Source organism: Streptomyces sp. SCSIO 75703 (assembly GCF_036607905.1).
Classification (GTDB): domain Bacteria; phylum Actinomycetota; class Actinomycetes; order Streptomycetales; family Streptomycetaceae; genus Streptomyces.
The window spans coordinates 3,094,361-3,107,921 of record NZ_CP144555.1 but is presented as its reverse complement, the minus strand read 5'-3'; the positions used below and the strand labels follow the sequence as shown (position 1 = coordinate 3,107,921).

The window sequence follows — 13,561 nt, the reverse complement described above, 5'->3', positions numbered from 1 at the left end:
CCGCTCACCCGCTCACTGGCTCACTGGCTGACCCGGCGCGCGAAGTCGACCGCCGCCGCCCGCACCTCCTCGCGCGTCCACTCCAGCCCGGGGGCCTCGACCGTGACCTCGGTGACGGCCAGACCGGGCCCGGCCGGGTCCCAGGCGCGGGGGAAGAGCAGGGTGCCGGTCTCCTCGGCCTGCCGGAGGGCGGCCTCGGCCGCCGCCTCGGGATCGCCGGCCAGCCAGACGTGGAACTGGTGGGTGTGCGGCACCCCGGGGTGCACCCGGGCCCAGGGCGCCCCGGCCGCGGCGAGCCCCTCGCGCAGCCCGGCGGCCACCACGCGCGCGTGCGCCACGTACGCGGGCAGCCGGGGCAGCTCCCGCTCCAGCCCGGCCAGCGCCGCGAGCGCGGTGGGGAACTGCTGGAAGACGGTGCCGCCGTAGCGGTGCCGCCAGGCCCTGGCCTCCTCGACCAGGGTGCGGGGGCCGGCCAGGGCGGCGCCGCCGAAGCCGCGGAGGGACTTGTAGAAGGACACGTAGACGCTGTCCGCGAGGCCGGCGATCTCGTCCAGGGGGCGGCCGAGGTGGACGGTGCTCTCCCACAGCCGGGCCCCGTCGAGGTGGACCACCGCGTCGCGCTCCCGGGCGGCGTCGACCAGCGCGGTCAGCTCCTGCCAGGTGGGCAGGAGGAACCCCGCGTCGCGCAGCGGCAGCTCCAGCATCAGGGTGCCGAAGGGCTCGCCCAGCTCCCGCACCTCGTCGGCGGTCGGCTGACGCGGTGCGCTGGTGATCCGTACCGGGCGCAAGCCGCTGACCTGGCCGAAGGCGTGCCGTTCGTGCACCTCGGGGTGGCTCAGGGCGTGCAGGGCGACGGCCGGGCCGCCGGTGCGGCCCGCCCAGCAGCGCAGCGCCACCTGCTGGGCCATGGTGCCGGTGGGGAAGAAGGCCGCGGCCTCGTGGCCGAGGAGCCGGGCCACCTTCTCCTCCAGGAACCCGACCACGCCGTCGCCGTAGAGGTCGGCGTACGCGTCGAGGTCGTACAGGTCCTCGGCCCCGTCCAGCACGGCGAGGCGTTCGCGCAGGGTCGTGCCGAGGATCGGCCCGGCCAGCACCCGCCGGGCGCTCCGGTGCGCGGCGACCCGCCGTTCGCCGAGCCGGCGGGACCGTTCCGCCTCCGTGGGTGTGCCGGCTTCCGGGTTCCGCCGGCCGTCCTGTTCCGCCGTATCGCTCATGCGGCCGATCATCCCGCGCGCGGGACGACCGGCGGAACGGGTTTTCCGCGCCGCCCGCCGGGACGACCGCCCCGGGCCCGCGCCCGCCCGGACGACGTGGGGTGACCCACAGCCTGTGGACGACCGGACGCACCCGGAACCGATCGCGTTAACATGACGAGAAATCGTCCGGTACCCCGAGCGGACTGGAACGGGAAGGCCCCCGCCGCGTGAACACCACCCCACAGCCCGACCCCAAGGACCGCCCCGCGCGGCTCACCGTAGGCGTCGTCGGCGCCGGCCGCGTGGGCCCCGCCCTGGCCGCGTCGCTGCGACTCGCCGGCCACCGCCCGGTGGCCGTCTCCGGGGTCTCCGACGCCTCCAGACGGCGCGCCGCCGAACTGCTGCCCGGCGTGCCGCTCATGCCGCCCGCCGAGGTGCTGCGCCACGCCGAACTGGTCCTGCTGACCGTCCCCGACGACGCCCTCCCGCCGCTGGTGGCCGGGCTCGCCGAGACCGGCGCGGTCCGCCCCGGCCAGCTCCTCGTGCACACCTCCGGCCGGTACGGGGCCCGGGTCCTGGACCCCGCCCTGCGGGCCGGGGCGCTGCCGCTGGCGCTGCACCCGGCGATGACGTTCACCGGCACGGCCGTGGACGTGCAGCGGCTGGCCGGCTGCTCCTTCGGGGTCACCGCCCCCGAGGAACTGCGGCTGGCCGCCGAGGCCCTGGTGATCGAGATGGGCGGCGAGCCCGAGTGGATCGCCGAGGAGAAGCGCCCGCTCTACCACGCGGCGCTCGCCCTCGGCGCCAACCACCTGGTCACCCTGGTCGCCCAGTCCATGGACCTGCTGCGCACGGCCGGCGTCGGTGCCCCCGACCGGATGCTCGGCCCGCTGCTCGGCGCCGCCCTGGACAACGCCCTGCGCTCCGGCGACGCCGCCCTGACCGGGCCCGTCGCGCGCGGGGACGCGGGCACCGTCGCCGCGCACGTCGAGGAGTTGCGCGCGCACGCCCCCGGGACCGTCGCCGGGTACCTGGCGATGGCCCGCGCGACCGCCGACCGGGCGCTGGCCCAGGGCCTGCTCCGGCCCGAACTCGCCGAGGACCTGCTCGGCGTACTCGCCCACGGCACCGAGGGAGACGCCCGATGACCGCCACGCTGCTGCGCACCGCCGGGGAGCTGCACGCGCGCGTGCAGCACGGCCGCCGGGCGGTCGTGATGACGATGGGCGCCCTCCACGAGGGCCACGCCACGCTGATCCGCCGGGCCCGCGCGCTCGTCCCGGACGGCGAGGTGGTCGTCACGGTCTTCGTCAACCCGCTCCAGTTCGGCGAGGGCGAGGACCTCGACCGCTACCCGCGCACCCTCGACGCCGACCTGGAGGTCGCCGGGCGCGCGGGCGCGGACGCCGTCTTCGCGCCCTCCGCCGAGGAGGTCTACCCGGGCGGCGCCCCCCAGGTCCGGATCAGCGCCGGGCCCATGGGCACCGTCCTGGAGGGTGCCTCCCGCCCCGGCCACTTCGACGGCATGCTCACCGTCGTCGCCAAGCTGCTCCACCTCACCCGCCCGGACCTGGCGCTGTACGGGCAGAAGGACGCCCAGCAGCTCGCCCTGATCCGCCGCATGGCGCGCGACCTGAACTTCGGCGTGGAGATCGTCGCAGTGCCCACCGTGCGCGAGGAGGACGGCCTCGCCCTCTCCAGCCGCAACCGCTACCTCTCGCCCCGGGAGCGCCGTACCGCGCTGGCCCTCTCCCAGGCGCTCTTCGCCGGCCAGGACCGGCACGCCGCCCAGGAGGCGCTGCGCGCGCGGGCCCGCGAGGTGCCCGCCACGCACGCGCGTGCCGAGGCCCTGAGCGCCCTCGGCGAGTCCCGTGCCGCTGCCGACGCGCACGCCGTCTCCCTCGCCGCCCCCGGCAGCCCCGCGGCCGTCCGCGCCGCCGCCCGGCTCGTCCTGGACGACGCGGCCCGCCTCGACCCGCCGCTGGAACTCGACTACCTCGCGCTGGTCGACCCCGCCGACTTCGCCGAGGTCGGCGACGACCACACCGGGGAGGCCGTCCTCGCCGTCGCGGCCCGGGTCGGGGCGACCCGCCTGATCGACAACGTCCCCCTCACCTTCGGAGCCGCCTCGTGACCGGCACGGGCATACGCCTGCACGCCCCCGCGCCCGGCTGGGCCGTCGCGGCGGACGTGGTCGTCGTCGGCTCCGGCGTCGCCGGGCTCACCGCCGCGCTGCGCTGCCACGCCGCCGGGCTGGACACGGTCGTCGTCACCAAGGCCCGCCTGGACGACGGCTCCACCCGCTGGGCGCAGGGCGGCATCGCCGCCGCCCTCGGCGAGGGCGACACGCCCGCCCAGCACCTGGACGACACCCTGGTCGCCGGGGCGGGCCTGTGCGACGAGGACGCCGTCCGCCTCCTGGTCACCGAGGGCCCCGACGCCGTACGCCGGCTCATCGAGACCGGCGCGCACTTCGACGCCTCCGACGAGGGCGCCCTGCACCTCACCCGCGAGGGCGGCCACCACCGCCGCCGCATCGCCCACGCGGGCGGGGACGCCACGGGGGCGGAGATCTCCCGCGCCCTGGTCGAGGCGGTCCGCGCGCGGGGCCTGCGCACCGTCGAGAACGCCCTCGTCCTGGACCTCCTCACCGACGCCGGCGGCCGGGCCGCGGGCGTCACCCTGCACGTCATGGGCGAGGGCCGGCACGACGGGGTCGGCGCGGTGCACGCCCCCGCCGTGGTCCTCGCCACCGGAGGCATGGGCCAGGTCTTCTCCGCGACGACCAACCCGTCCGTGTCCACCGGCGACGGCGTGGCCCTGGCGCTGCGGGCCGGCGCGGAGGTCAGCGACCTGGAGTTCGTCCAGTTCCACCCGACCGTGCTCTTCCTCGGCCCCGACGCCGAGGGCCAGCAGCCCCTGGTGTCCGAGGCGGTGCGCGGGGAGGGCGCCCACCTGGTGGACGCGGACGGCACCCGCTTCATGGTGGGCCGGCACGAACTCGCCGAGCTGGCCCCCCGGGACGTCGTCGCCAAGGGCATCACCCGCCGGATGCGGGAGCGCGGCACCGCGCACATGTACCTGGACGCCCGGCACTTCGGCGCGGACATGTGGGAGCGCCGCTTCCCGACGATCCTCGCGGCGTGCCGCGCCCACGGCATCGACCCGGTCACCGAGTACGTCCCGGTCGCCCCGGCCGCCCACTACGCCTCCGGCGGCGTCCGCACCGACTCCCGCGGCCGCACCACCGTCCCGGGGCTGTACGCGTGCGGGGAGGTGGCCTGCACCGGCGTGCACGGCGCCAACCGGCTGGCCTCCAACTCGCTGCTGGAGGGACTGGTCTACGCCGAGCGGATCGCCGCCGACATCGCCGCGCGGTGGGACGGGGACGCCCCGCACGCGCGCGTGCCCGCGCCCGCCCCGGACCCCGGGCGTCCCGCCGGCCCGCTGCTCGCCCCCGAGGCCCGCCTCGCCCTCCAGCGGATCATGACCGAAGGCGCCGGTGTGCTGCGCTCCGCCGCCTCCCTGGAACGGGCCGCCGCCCGGCTCGACGCGCTGGAGTCGGAGGCCCGGGAGTCCCCGGCGGGCAACGGCAAGACCGCCGAGCCCGGCGTCGACGCCTGGGAGACGACGAACCTGCTGTGCGTGGCCCGCGTCCTGGTCGCCGCGGCGGCGCTGCGCGAGGAGACGCGCGGCTGCCACTGGCGCGAGGACCGCCCCGACCGGGACGACACGGCCTGGCGCCGCCACGTCGTGGTCCGCCTGAATCCGGACCGCACCCTCGCCGTGCACCCCACCGAGACCGCAGACTTTCCCCCGACCCAGCCGACGCCGCCTTCCCAGGAGCAGTGACAGCAGTGAACACCCACGACCTTCCCCTCGCCTCGGCCGGAGGCTGCGGAGACGGCTGCGCCTGCGGCGCGGACCCGGACGACGAGACGTACATGGAGTGCGGGCTCGACCCTGAGCTGGCCGCTCTCCTCACCGAGGCCGGACTCGACCCCGTCGAGGTCGAGGACCTCGCCCACGTGGCGCTCCAGGAGGACCTGGCCGACGGCGTGGACGTGACGACCGTCGCCACCATCCCCGAGGAGGCCGTCGCCACCGCCGACTTCACCGCCCGCGAGGCGGGCGTGGTCGCGGGCCTGCGGGTCGCCGAGGCGGTCCTCTCGGTCGTCTGCGCCGACGAGTTCGAGGTCGAGCGGCACGTGGAGGACGGCGACCGGGTGGAGGCCGGACAGCGCCTCCTGTCGGTCACCACCCGGACGCAGGACCTGCTCACCGCCGAGCGCAGCGCCCTCAACCTGCTGTGCCGCATGTCGGGCATCGCCACCGCCACGCGCGCGTGGGCGGACGCCCTGGAGGGCACCAAGGCCAGGGTCCGTGACACCCGCAAGACCACGCCGGGCCTGCGCGCCCTGGAGAAGTACGCGGTGCGCTGCGGCGGTGGCGTCAACCACCGCATGTCCCTGTCGGACGCGGCCCTGGTCAAGGACAACCACGTGGTCGCCGCGGGCGGTGTCGCCGAGGCGTTCCGGGCGGTGCGCGAGTCCTTCCCGGAGGTGCCGATCGAGGTCGAGGTCGACACCCTGCACCAGCTCCGCGAGGTCGTGGACGCGGGCGCGGACCTGATCCTGCTGGACAACTTCACGCCGGGCGAGTGCGAGGAGGCGGTGGCCGTCGTCGAGGGCCGGGCCGCGCTGGAGGCGTCGGGCCGGCTGACCCTCGGCAACGCCAGGGCGTACGCCGACACCGGCGTCGACTACCTGGCCGTCGGTGCCCTGACCCACTCCTCGCCGATCCTGGACATCGGCCTGGACCTGCGAGCAGCGGAGTAGCGATCATGCTCCTGACGATCGACGTGGGCAACACGCACACGACCCTCGGCCTGTTCGACGGCGAGGACGTCGTGGAGCACTGGCGCATCTCCACGGACGCGCGCCGCACCGCCGACGAGCTGGCGGTCCTGCTCCAGGGCCTGATGGGCGCGCACCCGCTGCTCGGCGAGGAACTGGGCGACGGCATCGACGGCATCGCCATCTGCGCGACGGTCCCCTCGGTCCTGCACGAACTGCGCGAGGTCACCCGCCGCTACTACGGCGACGTCCCCGCGGTCCTCGTCGAGCCGGGCGTCAAGACCGGGGTGCCGATCCTCACCGACAACCCCAAGGAGGTCGGCGCCGACCGCATCATCAACGCCGTCGCCGCGGTCGACCTCTACGGTGGCCCGGCGATCGTCGTGGACTTCGGCACGGCGACGACGTTCGACGCGGTCAGCGCGCGCGGGGAGTACGTCGGCGGGGTCATCGCCCCCGGCATCGAGATCTCCGTGGAGGCGCTCGGCGTGCGCGGCGCGCAGCTCCGCAAGATCGAGGTGGCCCGCCCGCGCAGCGTGATCGGCAAGAACACGGTCGAGGCGATGCAGGCGGGCATCGTGTACGGGTTCGCCGGGCAGGTCGACGGGGTGGTGCGCCGCATGGCGCGCGAACTGGCCTCGGACCCGGACGACGTCACGGTCATCGCCACCGGGGGGCTCGCGCCCATGGTGCTGGGGGAGGCGTCCGTCATCGACGAGCACGAGCCGTGGCTGACCCTGATCGGCCTCCGCCTGGTCTACGAACGCAACATCTCCCGGCTCTGAGCCGGGAACCCGGCCACCCGCCCCGCCCGGCCACCCCCGGCCCCCCCGGGCGGGTGCGGGAGCCGGGCGTCGTCCCGTGCCGCCGCGCCCACCCGTGCCGCCCCGGCGGCCCGCCTGCCCGAGGCTGTGCGCCGGCGTGCCCTGCCGGGACCGGGAGGGCCGGGGGAAGCCCGGCGCCGTCGCGCCCCCGGCGGACGGCTGTCCACGCCGGGCGGCTGGCCGTACCCGCGCGCGACAGGGCACGGGGCCGCCACGCCACAGACCCGCCCGTTATGCCAAGTTTGTCTGATTAGCGCGTATCGTCGCCCCATGCCCACGCCCTACGGAACCCGCGGCGGCATGGCGTTCGGCACCGAGGAGCTGCGTGTGCTCCGCCGTGCCCTCGCCCTCGCCCTGAACCCCCGCCCCCTCTCGGCCGAGGACGTCCAGGACTGCCTCCGTCTCGCGGAGTCGCTGGACGAGGCGATGCTCGAGAGCTCCCGGCTGCGCGCCTTCCTGGTGGCCGACCTGGCCCGGTACCGTGCCGCCCTCCCCGGCACCGTCACCGGCTACCTGGCCCTCCTCGACGAGGCCCTGACCGCCGGGCACCAGCCGGGCCCGGACGACCTCGCCGCGCTCCGGGCGCTGCGCGGCAACCCCACCGCCGCCGCCCTGCTGGCCCGCTGCGCCCCCGTCCTGCCCGCCGCGCGCAGCCACCTCCACGCCCTCCCCGGCGGCCGGACGGCGGTCCGCCCCGCCGTCGCGGAGCAGGAGAGGGACCCGGCGCGGAAGCCGTCGCCGAGCCCGGCCGGGCCCCCCGCGCAGAAGCCCGCCCCGAAGCCGGCGCAGCGGCCCGCCGCGCCCCGGCGGCCGGTCCCCACCCCCGGCGAGGTCTTCCCGCGCCGCAAGCCCAGGCCGGCCCCGCCCGCCCCCGGCTCGCGGCACCACCTCGCCGCCGGCTGACGCGGCCTGGCTACCCTGGACCCATGGACTACGTCTCCGCGCTCCTGCCCCCGGCCGTGATGGCCGTGCTCTTCATCGCCGTGATCAGGGTGATCGTGAAGACCCAGGGCGGCGCCAACAAGGCCAAGGAGGACGCGGCCGTCGACGCCGCCCTCGCGCGCACGGAGGGCACCCGCCCCACCCCGGCGCAGCCCGACGCCTGACGACTCCGGGCCCGGCCCGCGGCGCCCGAGGGGCGCCCCTCCGTGCTCCGGCGTACACCACAGCCGCACGCTTTGCCCCGTTTGCCAGCCAAGCGGGGCATTGTGGGTGTGATGCGACGCATCGCCCGACATCTCCGGCTATCGTGCGAAGAGTGCCTCGCCCCTTGGGAGAACTCGAAGACGCGGTCATGACGCGGGTGTGGAAGTGGAACCGCCCGGTGACCGTTCGGGAAGTCCTGGAAGACCTCCAGCAGGAGCGGACCATCGCCTACACCACGGTGATGACCGTCCTGGACAATCTCCACCAGAAGGGCTGGGTCCGCCGTGAGGCGGAAGGCCGGGCCTATCGATATGAGGCGGTCTCCACCCGGGCCGCCTACGCCGCCGCGCTGATGAACGACGCGTGGTCGCAGAGCGACAACCCGGCCGCGGCCCTCGTGGCCTTCTTCGGGATGATGAGCGAGGAACAACGCGCCGCGCTCAGCGACGCGGTCCGTATGGTCCAGGGTCCTGATACCCCGCCCGCCGGGACACCTCCCGCCACGTCTTCCACGCCGCCTTCCGCGCCGTCTTCCCCCGGCCCTTCCGGGGAAGACCCCCCGGAAGGGCCGTCGTCTTCGGCGCCGCCTTCGCCGGCGCCTTCCGGTGCCGCCCCCAACCCCGGCTCGGTCCCGGACGCCGGTGGGCGATAGCGTCCGCTCATGCCAAAAGCCATCACCGTCCGGCGGGCCCGCACCAGCGATGTCACGGCCGTACGCCGGCTCCTCGACGCGTACGTCCGCGACCGCATCCTGCTCGACAAAGCGATGGTGACTCTTTACGAGCACATCCAGGAGTTCTGGGTGGCCGAACGGGACGACAACGCCGAGGTGGTCGGCTGCGGCGCCCTCCACGTGATGTGGGAAGACCTCGCCGAAGTGCGCACTCTCGCCGTGAAGCCCGGCCTCAAGGGCTCCGGTGTCGGACATCAGTTGCTGGAGAAGTTGCTGCACACCGCGCGGTGGCTCGGTGTTCGCCGGGTTTTCTGTCTCACCTTCGAAGTGGACTTCTTCGCCAAGCACGGCTTCGTGGAGATCGGAGAGACGCCGGTCGACGCCGATGTCTACGCCGAGCTGCTGCGTTCCTATGACGAGGGCGTTGCGGAGTTCCTCGGTCTCGAACGAGTGAAACCCAACACCTTGGGCAACAGCCGGATGCTTCTGCATCTGTGATCGCCCGGCATCGTCCCGGTGCGGCCAAGCTGTCATCCCCTCGGTATCCGCGCCCAGGTTTATTCGGCGGGCGGCCGGTTCACCGTTCCCTATGTCCGATACGCGCATCTTCCCGGGCCCGGAGCAGGCTACCGGTCTCCGCCGGGGGTTTGTGTTTTTCCGGCAAAAGCGGTTTGCTTTCCGACGTACTGCTGTACTGCATATAACAAGGGACGGCGATACGGCGGACGCCGGCGGACCTCCGGCCCTCACGTTATCGATGAAAGGAATTGCGGTGGCACAGAAGGTTCAGGTCCTTCTTGTCGATGACCTCGACGGTGGCGAGGCGGACGAGACCGTGACGTTCGCGTTGGACGGCAAGACCTACGAGATCGATCTCACGACGGCGAACGCCGACAAGCTGCGCGGACTTCTCGAGCCGTACGTGAAGGGCGGCCGGCGCACCGGCGGCCGTGCCTCCGGCGGTCGCGGCAAGGCGCGCGCCTCGGCGGGCACCGGCCAGGACACCGCGGCGATCCGCGCCTGGGCGAAGCAGAACGGTTACGAGGTCAACGACCGCGGTCGCGTCCCCGCGATCATCCGCGAGGCGTACGAGAAGGCCAACGGCTGATCACCCGGTCCGGGGCACGGCCCCGACCGGCCCGCCCTCAGCGCGTCGCCCGGCCCAGCCGGACCCGGTGGACCTCGGTCGCCAGGGTGTGCAGCAGTCGCGCGAGGTCGGGGGCGCCGGAACCCCCGATGGCCGAGAGCGACGGCAGCGCGTCCTCGACGTCGTGCGCCGGATCGGGGGGCCGCAGCCAGCGAGCGGCCCCCTGCGCACCGCCGTCGTCCCCGGCGAGCGGCGGCCGGCCGGCCGAGCCGGTGCCGGGGGGCGGGGGCGCGTCGACGAGACCGCCCGCGCCGACCGCCGTCAGGTCGAGCGCGAGCGAACCCCACTCCAGCCACTCCAGCAGGCCCGGCAGCTCCTCCGCGCCGCCCGCGGAGACGAAGAGCAGCATCCGCCCGCCCCGGACGGCCACCGGGAACGCGGGCGCGGCCGGACCCGTCCGGTCCAGCGTCGCGTGACCCGCCTCGGCCGGGACGTCCAGGACGTCGAAGCGGACCCCGGTCCGCAGCCGTACCGGCGCCGCCGGCCCGCCCGGCGTCCCGGGCTCCGTGGGCCAGCCGAGCACCCTCTCGTACCACCACCGGACCCGTCCCGGGGTGCCGTCCGCCGCCGGCGGGCGACGGGGTCCGGGCACCGTGGCGGCCGGGCCGGGATCCACCGGCGGTGCCGCCGGTGACGCCGGTGACGGAAGGGGAGCGGGGGAGGGGGCACGGACCATGCCCAGGGAAACCGTCGGACGGACGTCCGAGTTACGCTGGGTGGTGCGGCGATTGCGGGGAGTTCCGGAAGAGGGGGCGTGTGGAGGTGTCCCACGGCACCGGGTTGTTCGCCCGTAGCGGAGGGAACCGGCGTGCGTGGCATGGAGTGTCCGTGCCCGCGGGTAAGACATCCCTAGTGGGAGGGGGCGACACGCAGAATGGGCCGTCTCACGTTCGCCATGGGCGTACTGGCGAGTGGGGTAAGTACCTGGCCTGCGGGAACATCGTCTCGCACCATCGGGTTGTGGCAGATGTCGGCGTTCGGGGTCAGGAGGCCATCGACGGTGTCGGCAGTTGGAATGAGCGGTCCCCGCTTGCGGGACTAAGCTGCGGAAGGACAGGGAGGGGAAGTTCCCCTTACTGCCTGACCGCTCTGAGGAGCGATTAACGATGTTCGAGAGGTTCACCGACCGCGCGCGGCGGGTTGTCGTCCTGGCTCAGGAAGAAGCCCGGATGCTCAACCACAACTACATCGGCACCGAGCACATCCTCCTGGGCCTGATCCACGAGGGTGAGGGTGTCGCCGCCAAGGCCCTTGAGAGCCTCGGGATTTCGCTCGAGGCGGTCCGCCAGCAGGTGGAGGAGATCATCGGCCAGGGCCAGCAGGCCCCGTCGGGTCACATCCCCTTCACCCCCCGTGCCAAGAAGGTCCTGGAGCTGTCGCTCCGGGAGGCCCTTCAGCTCGGTCACAACTACATCGGCACCGAGCACATCCTGCTCGGCCTGATCCGCGAGGGCGAGGGCGTCGCCGCCCAGGTCCTGGTGAAGCTGGGTGCCGACCTCAACCGGGTGCGGCAGCAGGTCATCCAGCTGCTCTCCGGTTACCAGGGCAAGGAGACCGCCACCGCCGGCGGTCCTGCCGAGGGCACCCCCTCCACGTCCCTGGTCCTCGACCAGTTCGGCCGGAACCTCACCCAGGCGGCCCGCGAATCCAAGCTCGACCCGGTCATCGGGCGCGAGAAGGAGATCGAGCGGGTCATGCAGGTGCTGTCCCGCCGCACCAAGAACAACCCGGTGCTGATCGGTGAGCCCGGCGTCGGCAAGACCGCCGTCGTCGAGGGCCTCGCGCAGGCCATCGTCAAGGGCGAGGTGCCCGAGACCCTCAAGGACAAGCACCTCTACACCCTCGACCTCGGCGCGCTGGTGGCCGGCTCCCGCTACCGCGGTGACTTCGAGGAGCGCCTGAAGAAGGTGCTCAAGGAGATCCGCACCCGGGGCGACATCATCCTGTTCATCGACGAGCTGCACACGCTGGTCGGCGCGGGTGCCGCCGAGGGCGCCATCGACGCCGCGTCGATCCTCAAGCCGATGCTGGCCCGCGGTGAGCTCCAGACCATCGGTGCCACCACGCTGGACGAGTACCGCAAGCACCTGGAGAAGGACGCGGCCCTCGAGCGCCGCTTCCAGCCGATCCAGGTCGCGGAGCCGTCCCTGCCGCACACGATCGAGATCCTCAAGGGCCTGCGCGACCGGTACGAGGCCCACCACCGGGTCTCCATCACCGACGAGGCGCTGGTCCAGGCCGCCACGCTGGCCGACCGGTACATCTCGGACCGCTTCCTGCCGGACAAGGCGATCGACCTGATCGACGAGGCCGGCTCCCGGATGCGCATCCGCCGGATGACCGCGCCGCCGGACCTGCGCGAGTTCGACGAGAAGATCGCCGGCGTCCGCCGGGACAAGGAGTCCGCGATCGACTCGCAGGACTTCGAGAAGGCCGCCTCCCTGCGCGACAAGGAGAAGCAGCTCCTCGCCGCCAAGGCCAAGCGGGAGAAGGAGTGGAAGGCCGGCGACATGGACGTCGTCGCCGAGGTCGACGGCGAGCTGATCGCCGAGGTCCTGGCCACGGCCACCGGCATCCCGGTCTTCAAGCTCACCGAGGAGGAGTCGTCCCGCCTGCTGCGCATGGAGGACGAGCTCCACAAGCGGGTCATCGGCCAGATCGACGCCGTCAAGGCGCTGTCCCGGGCGATCCGCCGCACGCGCGCCGGTCTGAAGGACCCGAAGCGCCCCGGTGGCTCGTTCATCTTCGCCGGCCCCTCGGGTGTCGGTAAGACCGAGCTGTCCAAGGCGCTCGCGGAGTTCCTCTTCGGCGACGAGGACGCGCTGATCTCCCTCGACATGTCGGAGTTCAGCGAGAAGCACACGGTCTCGCGCCTCTTCGGCTCGCCCCCCGGTTACGTGGGGTACGAGGAGGGCGGCCAGCTCACGGAGAAGGTCCGCCGCAAGCCGTTCTCGGTCGTCCTCTTCGACGAGGTCGAGAAGGCCCACCCGGACATCTTCAACTCGCTGCTGCAGATCCTGGAGGACGGTCGCCTGACCGACTCCCAGGGCCGGGTCGTGGACTTCAAGAACACGGTCATCATCATGACGACCAACCTCGGCACCCGGGACATCTCCAAGGGCTTCAACCTGGGCTTCGCCGCCGCCGGCGACACGAAGACCAACTACGAGCGCATGAAGAACAAGGTGTCGGACGAGCTGAAGCAGCACTTCCGCCCCGAGTTCCTCAACCGTGTCGACGACGTGGTCGTCTTCCCGCAGCTCACGCAGGCCGACATCCTCGCGATCGTCGACCTGATGATCACCAAGGTGGACGAGCGCCTCAAGGACCGGGACATGGGCATCGAGCTCTCCCAGACCGCCAAGGAGCTGCTGTCCCAGAAGGGCTACGACCCCGTGCTGGGTGCCCGGCCGCTGCGCCGCACCATCCAGCGCGAGATCGAGGACACGCTCTCGGAGAAGATCCTCTTCGGCGAGCTGCGCCCCGGTCACATCGTGGTCGTGGACACCGAGGGCGAGGGCGAGGCCAAGACCTTCACCTTCCGGGGTGAGGAGCAGTCGGCGCTGCCCGACGTCCCGCCGATCGAGCAGGCGGCCGGCGGAGCCGGTCCGAACCTGAGCAAGGAGGCGTGATCCCTCCGGGGTGAGCCGCCGAGAAGGGGCTGTCCCGGGACTCCGGTCCCGGGACAGCCCCTTCTTCTGCTTTCTCCGCTCGCCGTG

The 13,561-nt window shown here is 73.7% G+C and carries 13 protein-coding genes; 11 read left to right on the top strand and 2 right to left on the bottom strand.

Translation table 11 applies throughout. The annotated features are described in order from the left end of the window. Positions 1-20 precede the first annotated feature (20 nt). Positions 21-1,214 carry a beta-eliminating lyase-related protein gene (locus VM636_RS13485; protein WP_053914563.1) on the bottom strand — a complete coding sequence of 398 codons (1,194 nt, stop codon included), beginning with the start codon at positions 1,212-1,214 and terminating at the stop codon, positions 21-23. A gap of 209 nt (positions 1,215-1,423) precedes the next feature. Here VM636_RS13485 and VM636_RS13480 point away from each other — a divergent pair, with 209 nt between their 5' ends. The 10 genes from VM636_RS13480 to VM636_RS13435 all read left to right on the top strand — a co-directional run bounded on the left by VM636_RS13480 (position 1,424) and on the right by VM636_RS13435 (position 9,803). After that, entirely contained in the window at positions 1,424-2,344 is a 921-nt protein-coding gene (locus VM636_RS13480; protein ID WP_030421950.1) for a DUF2520 domain-containing protein, read from the top strand. Continuing rightward, positions 2,341-3,330 (top strand): pantoate--beta-alanine ligase, encoded by a 990-nt coding sequence (gene panC, locus VM636_RS13475; RefSeq protein ID WP_030421951.1) that lies wholly within the window; start codon positions 2,341-2,343, stop codon positions 3,328-3,330. Before VM636_RS13480 ends, panC begins: the two co-directional genes overlap by 4 nt. Continuing rightward, the gene (locus tag VM636_RS13470) at positions 3,327-5,048 is read left to right on the top strand and encodes an L-aspartate oxidase (protein WP_053914517.1); all 1,722 of its coding nucleotides are present in this window, start codon (positions 3,327-3,329) and stop codon (positions 5,046-5,048) included. The genes panC and VM636_RS13470 overlap by 4 nt, the downstream gene beginning before the upstream one ends. A gap of 5 nt (positions 5,049-5,053) precedes the next feature. Beyond that, entirely contained in the window at positions 5,054-6,034 is a 981-nt protein-coding gene (nadC, locus tag VM636_RS13465) for a carboxylating nicotinate-nucleotide diphosphorylase (RefSeq protein ID WP_030421953.1), read from the top strand. 5 nt (positions 6,035-6,039) lie between these two features. Next, a complete protein-coding gene (locus VM636_RS13460; RefSeq protein WP_030421954.1) occupies positions 6,040-6,837 on the top strand; it encodes a type III pantothenate kinase in 798 nt (265 codons plus the stop codon). Between the two features lie 309 nt (positions 6,838-7,146). Then, a complete protein-coding gene (locus VM636_RS13455; RefSeq protein ID WP_078856128.1) occupies positions 7,147-7,779 on the top strand; it encodes a hypothetical protein in 633 nt (210 codons plus the stop codon). Between the two features lie 23 nt (positions 7,780-7,802). Then, entirely contained in the window at positions 7,803-7,982 is a 180-nt protein-coding gene (locus VM636_RS13450; protein ID WP_030421956.1) for a hypothetical protein, read from the top strand. 152 nt (positions 7,983-8,134) lie between these two features. After that, the gene (locus VM636_RS13445) at positions 8,135-8,674 is read left to right on the top strand and encodes a BlaI/MecI/CopY family transcriptional regulator (protein WP_267882422.1); all 540 of its coding nucleotides are present in this window, start codon (positions 8,135-8,137) and stop codon (positions 8,672-8,674) included. Positions 8,675-8,683: 9 nt separating this feature from the next. Then, positions 8,684-9,193 (top strand): amino-acid N-acetyltransferase, encoded by a 510-nt coding sequence (locus VM636_RS13440; RefSeq protein WP_030421958.1) that lies wholly within the window; start codon positions 8,684-8,686, stop codon positions 9,191-9,193. A gap of 274 nt (positions 9,194-9,467) precedes the next feature. Beyond that, entirely contained in the window at positions 9,468-9,803 is a 336-nt protein-coding gene (locus tag VM636_RS13435; RefSeq protein ID WP_030421959.1) for an Lsr2 family protein, read from the top strand. Between the two features lie 37 nt (positions 9,804-9,840). Here the strand turns inward: VM636_RS13435 and VM636_RS13430 are convergent, their stop codons facing one another. Next, entirely contained in the window at positions 9,841-10,518 is a 678-nt protein-coding gene (locus tag VM636_RS13430; RefSeq protein WP_234340485.1) for an SCO3374 family protein, read from the bottom strand. A 430-nt stretch (positions 10,519-10,948) separates the two neighbouring features. Here VM636_RS13430 and VM636_RS13425 point away from each other — a divergent pair, with 430 nt between their 5' ends. Next, positions 10,949-13,474, top strand: a complete 2,526-nt coding sequence (locus VM636_RS13425; protein WP_030421961.1) for an ATP-dependent Clp protease ATP-binding subunit — start codon at positions 10,949-10,951, stop codon at positions 13,472-13,474. The last annotated feature ends 87 nt before the right edge of the window (positions 13,475-13,561 follow it).

Bases quoted from the DNA above. Each gene is read 5' to 3' on its own strand.
- VM636_RS13485 (WP_053914563.1), bottom strand. From the start codon at position 1,214: ATGAGCGATACGGCGGAACAGGACGGCCGGCGGAACCCGGAAGCCGGC.
- panC (WP_030421951.1), top strand. From the start codon at position 2,341: ATGACCGCCACGCTGCTGCGCACCGCCGGGGAGCTGCACGCGCGCGTG.
- VM636_RS13460 (WP_030421954.1), top strand. From the start codon at position 6,040: ATGCTCCTGACGATCGACGTGGGCAACACGCACACGACCCTCGGCCTG.
- VM636_RS13455 (WP_078856128.1), top strand. From the start codon at position 7,147: ATGCCCACGCCCTACGGAACCCGCGGCGGCATGGCGTTCGGCACCGAG.
- VM636_RS13450 (WP_030421956.1), top strand. From the start codon at position 7,803: ATGGACTACGTCTCCGCGCTCCTGCCCCCGGCCGTGATGGCCGTGCTC.
- VM636_RS13440 (WP_030421958.1), top strand. From the start codon at position 8,684: ATGCCAAAAGCCATCACCGTCCGGCGGGCCCGCACCAGCGATGTCACG.
- VM636_RS13430 (WP_234340485.1), bottom strand. From the start codon at position 10,518: ATGGTCCGTGCCCCCTCCCCCGCTCCCCTTCCGTCACCGGCGTCACCG.
- VM636_RS13425 (WP_030421961.1), top strand. From the start codon at position 10,949: ATGTTCGAGAGGTTCACCGACCGCGCGCGGCGGGTTGTCGTCCTGGCT.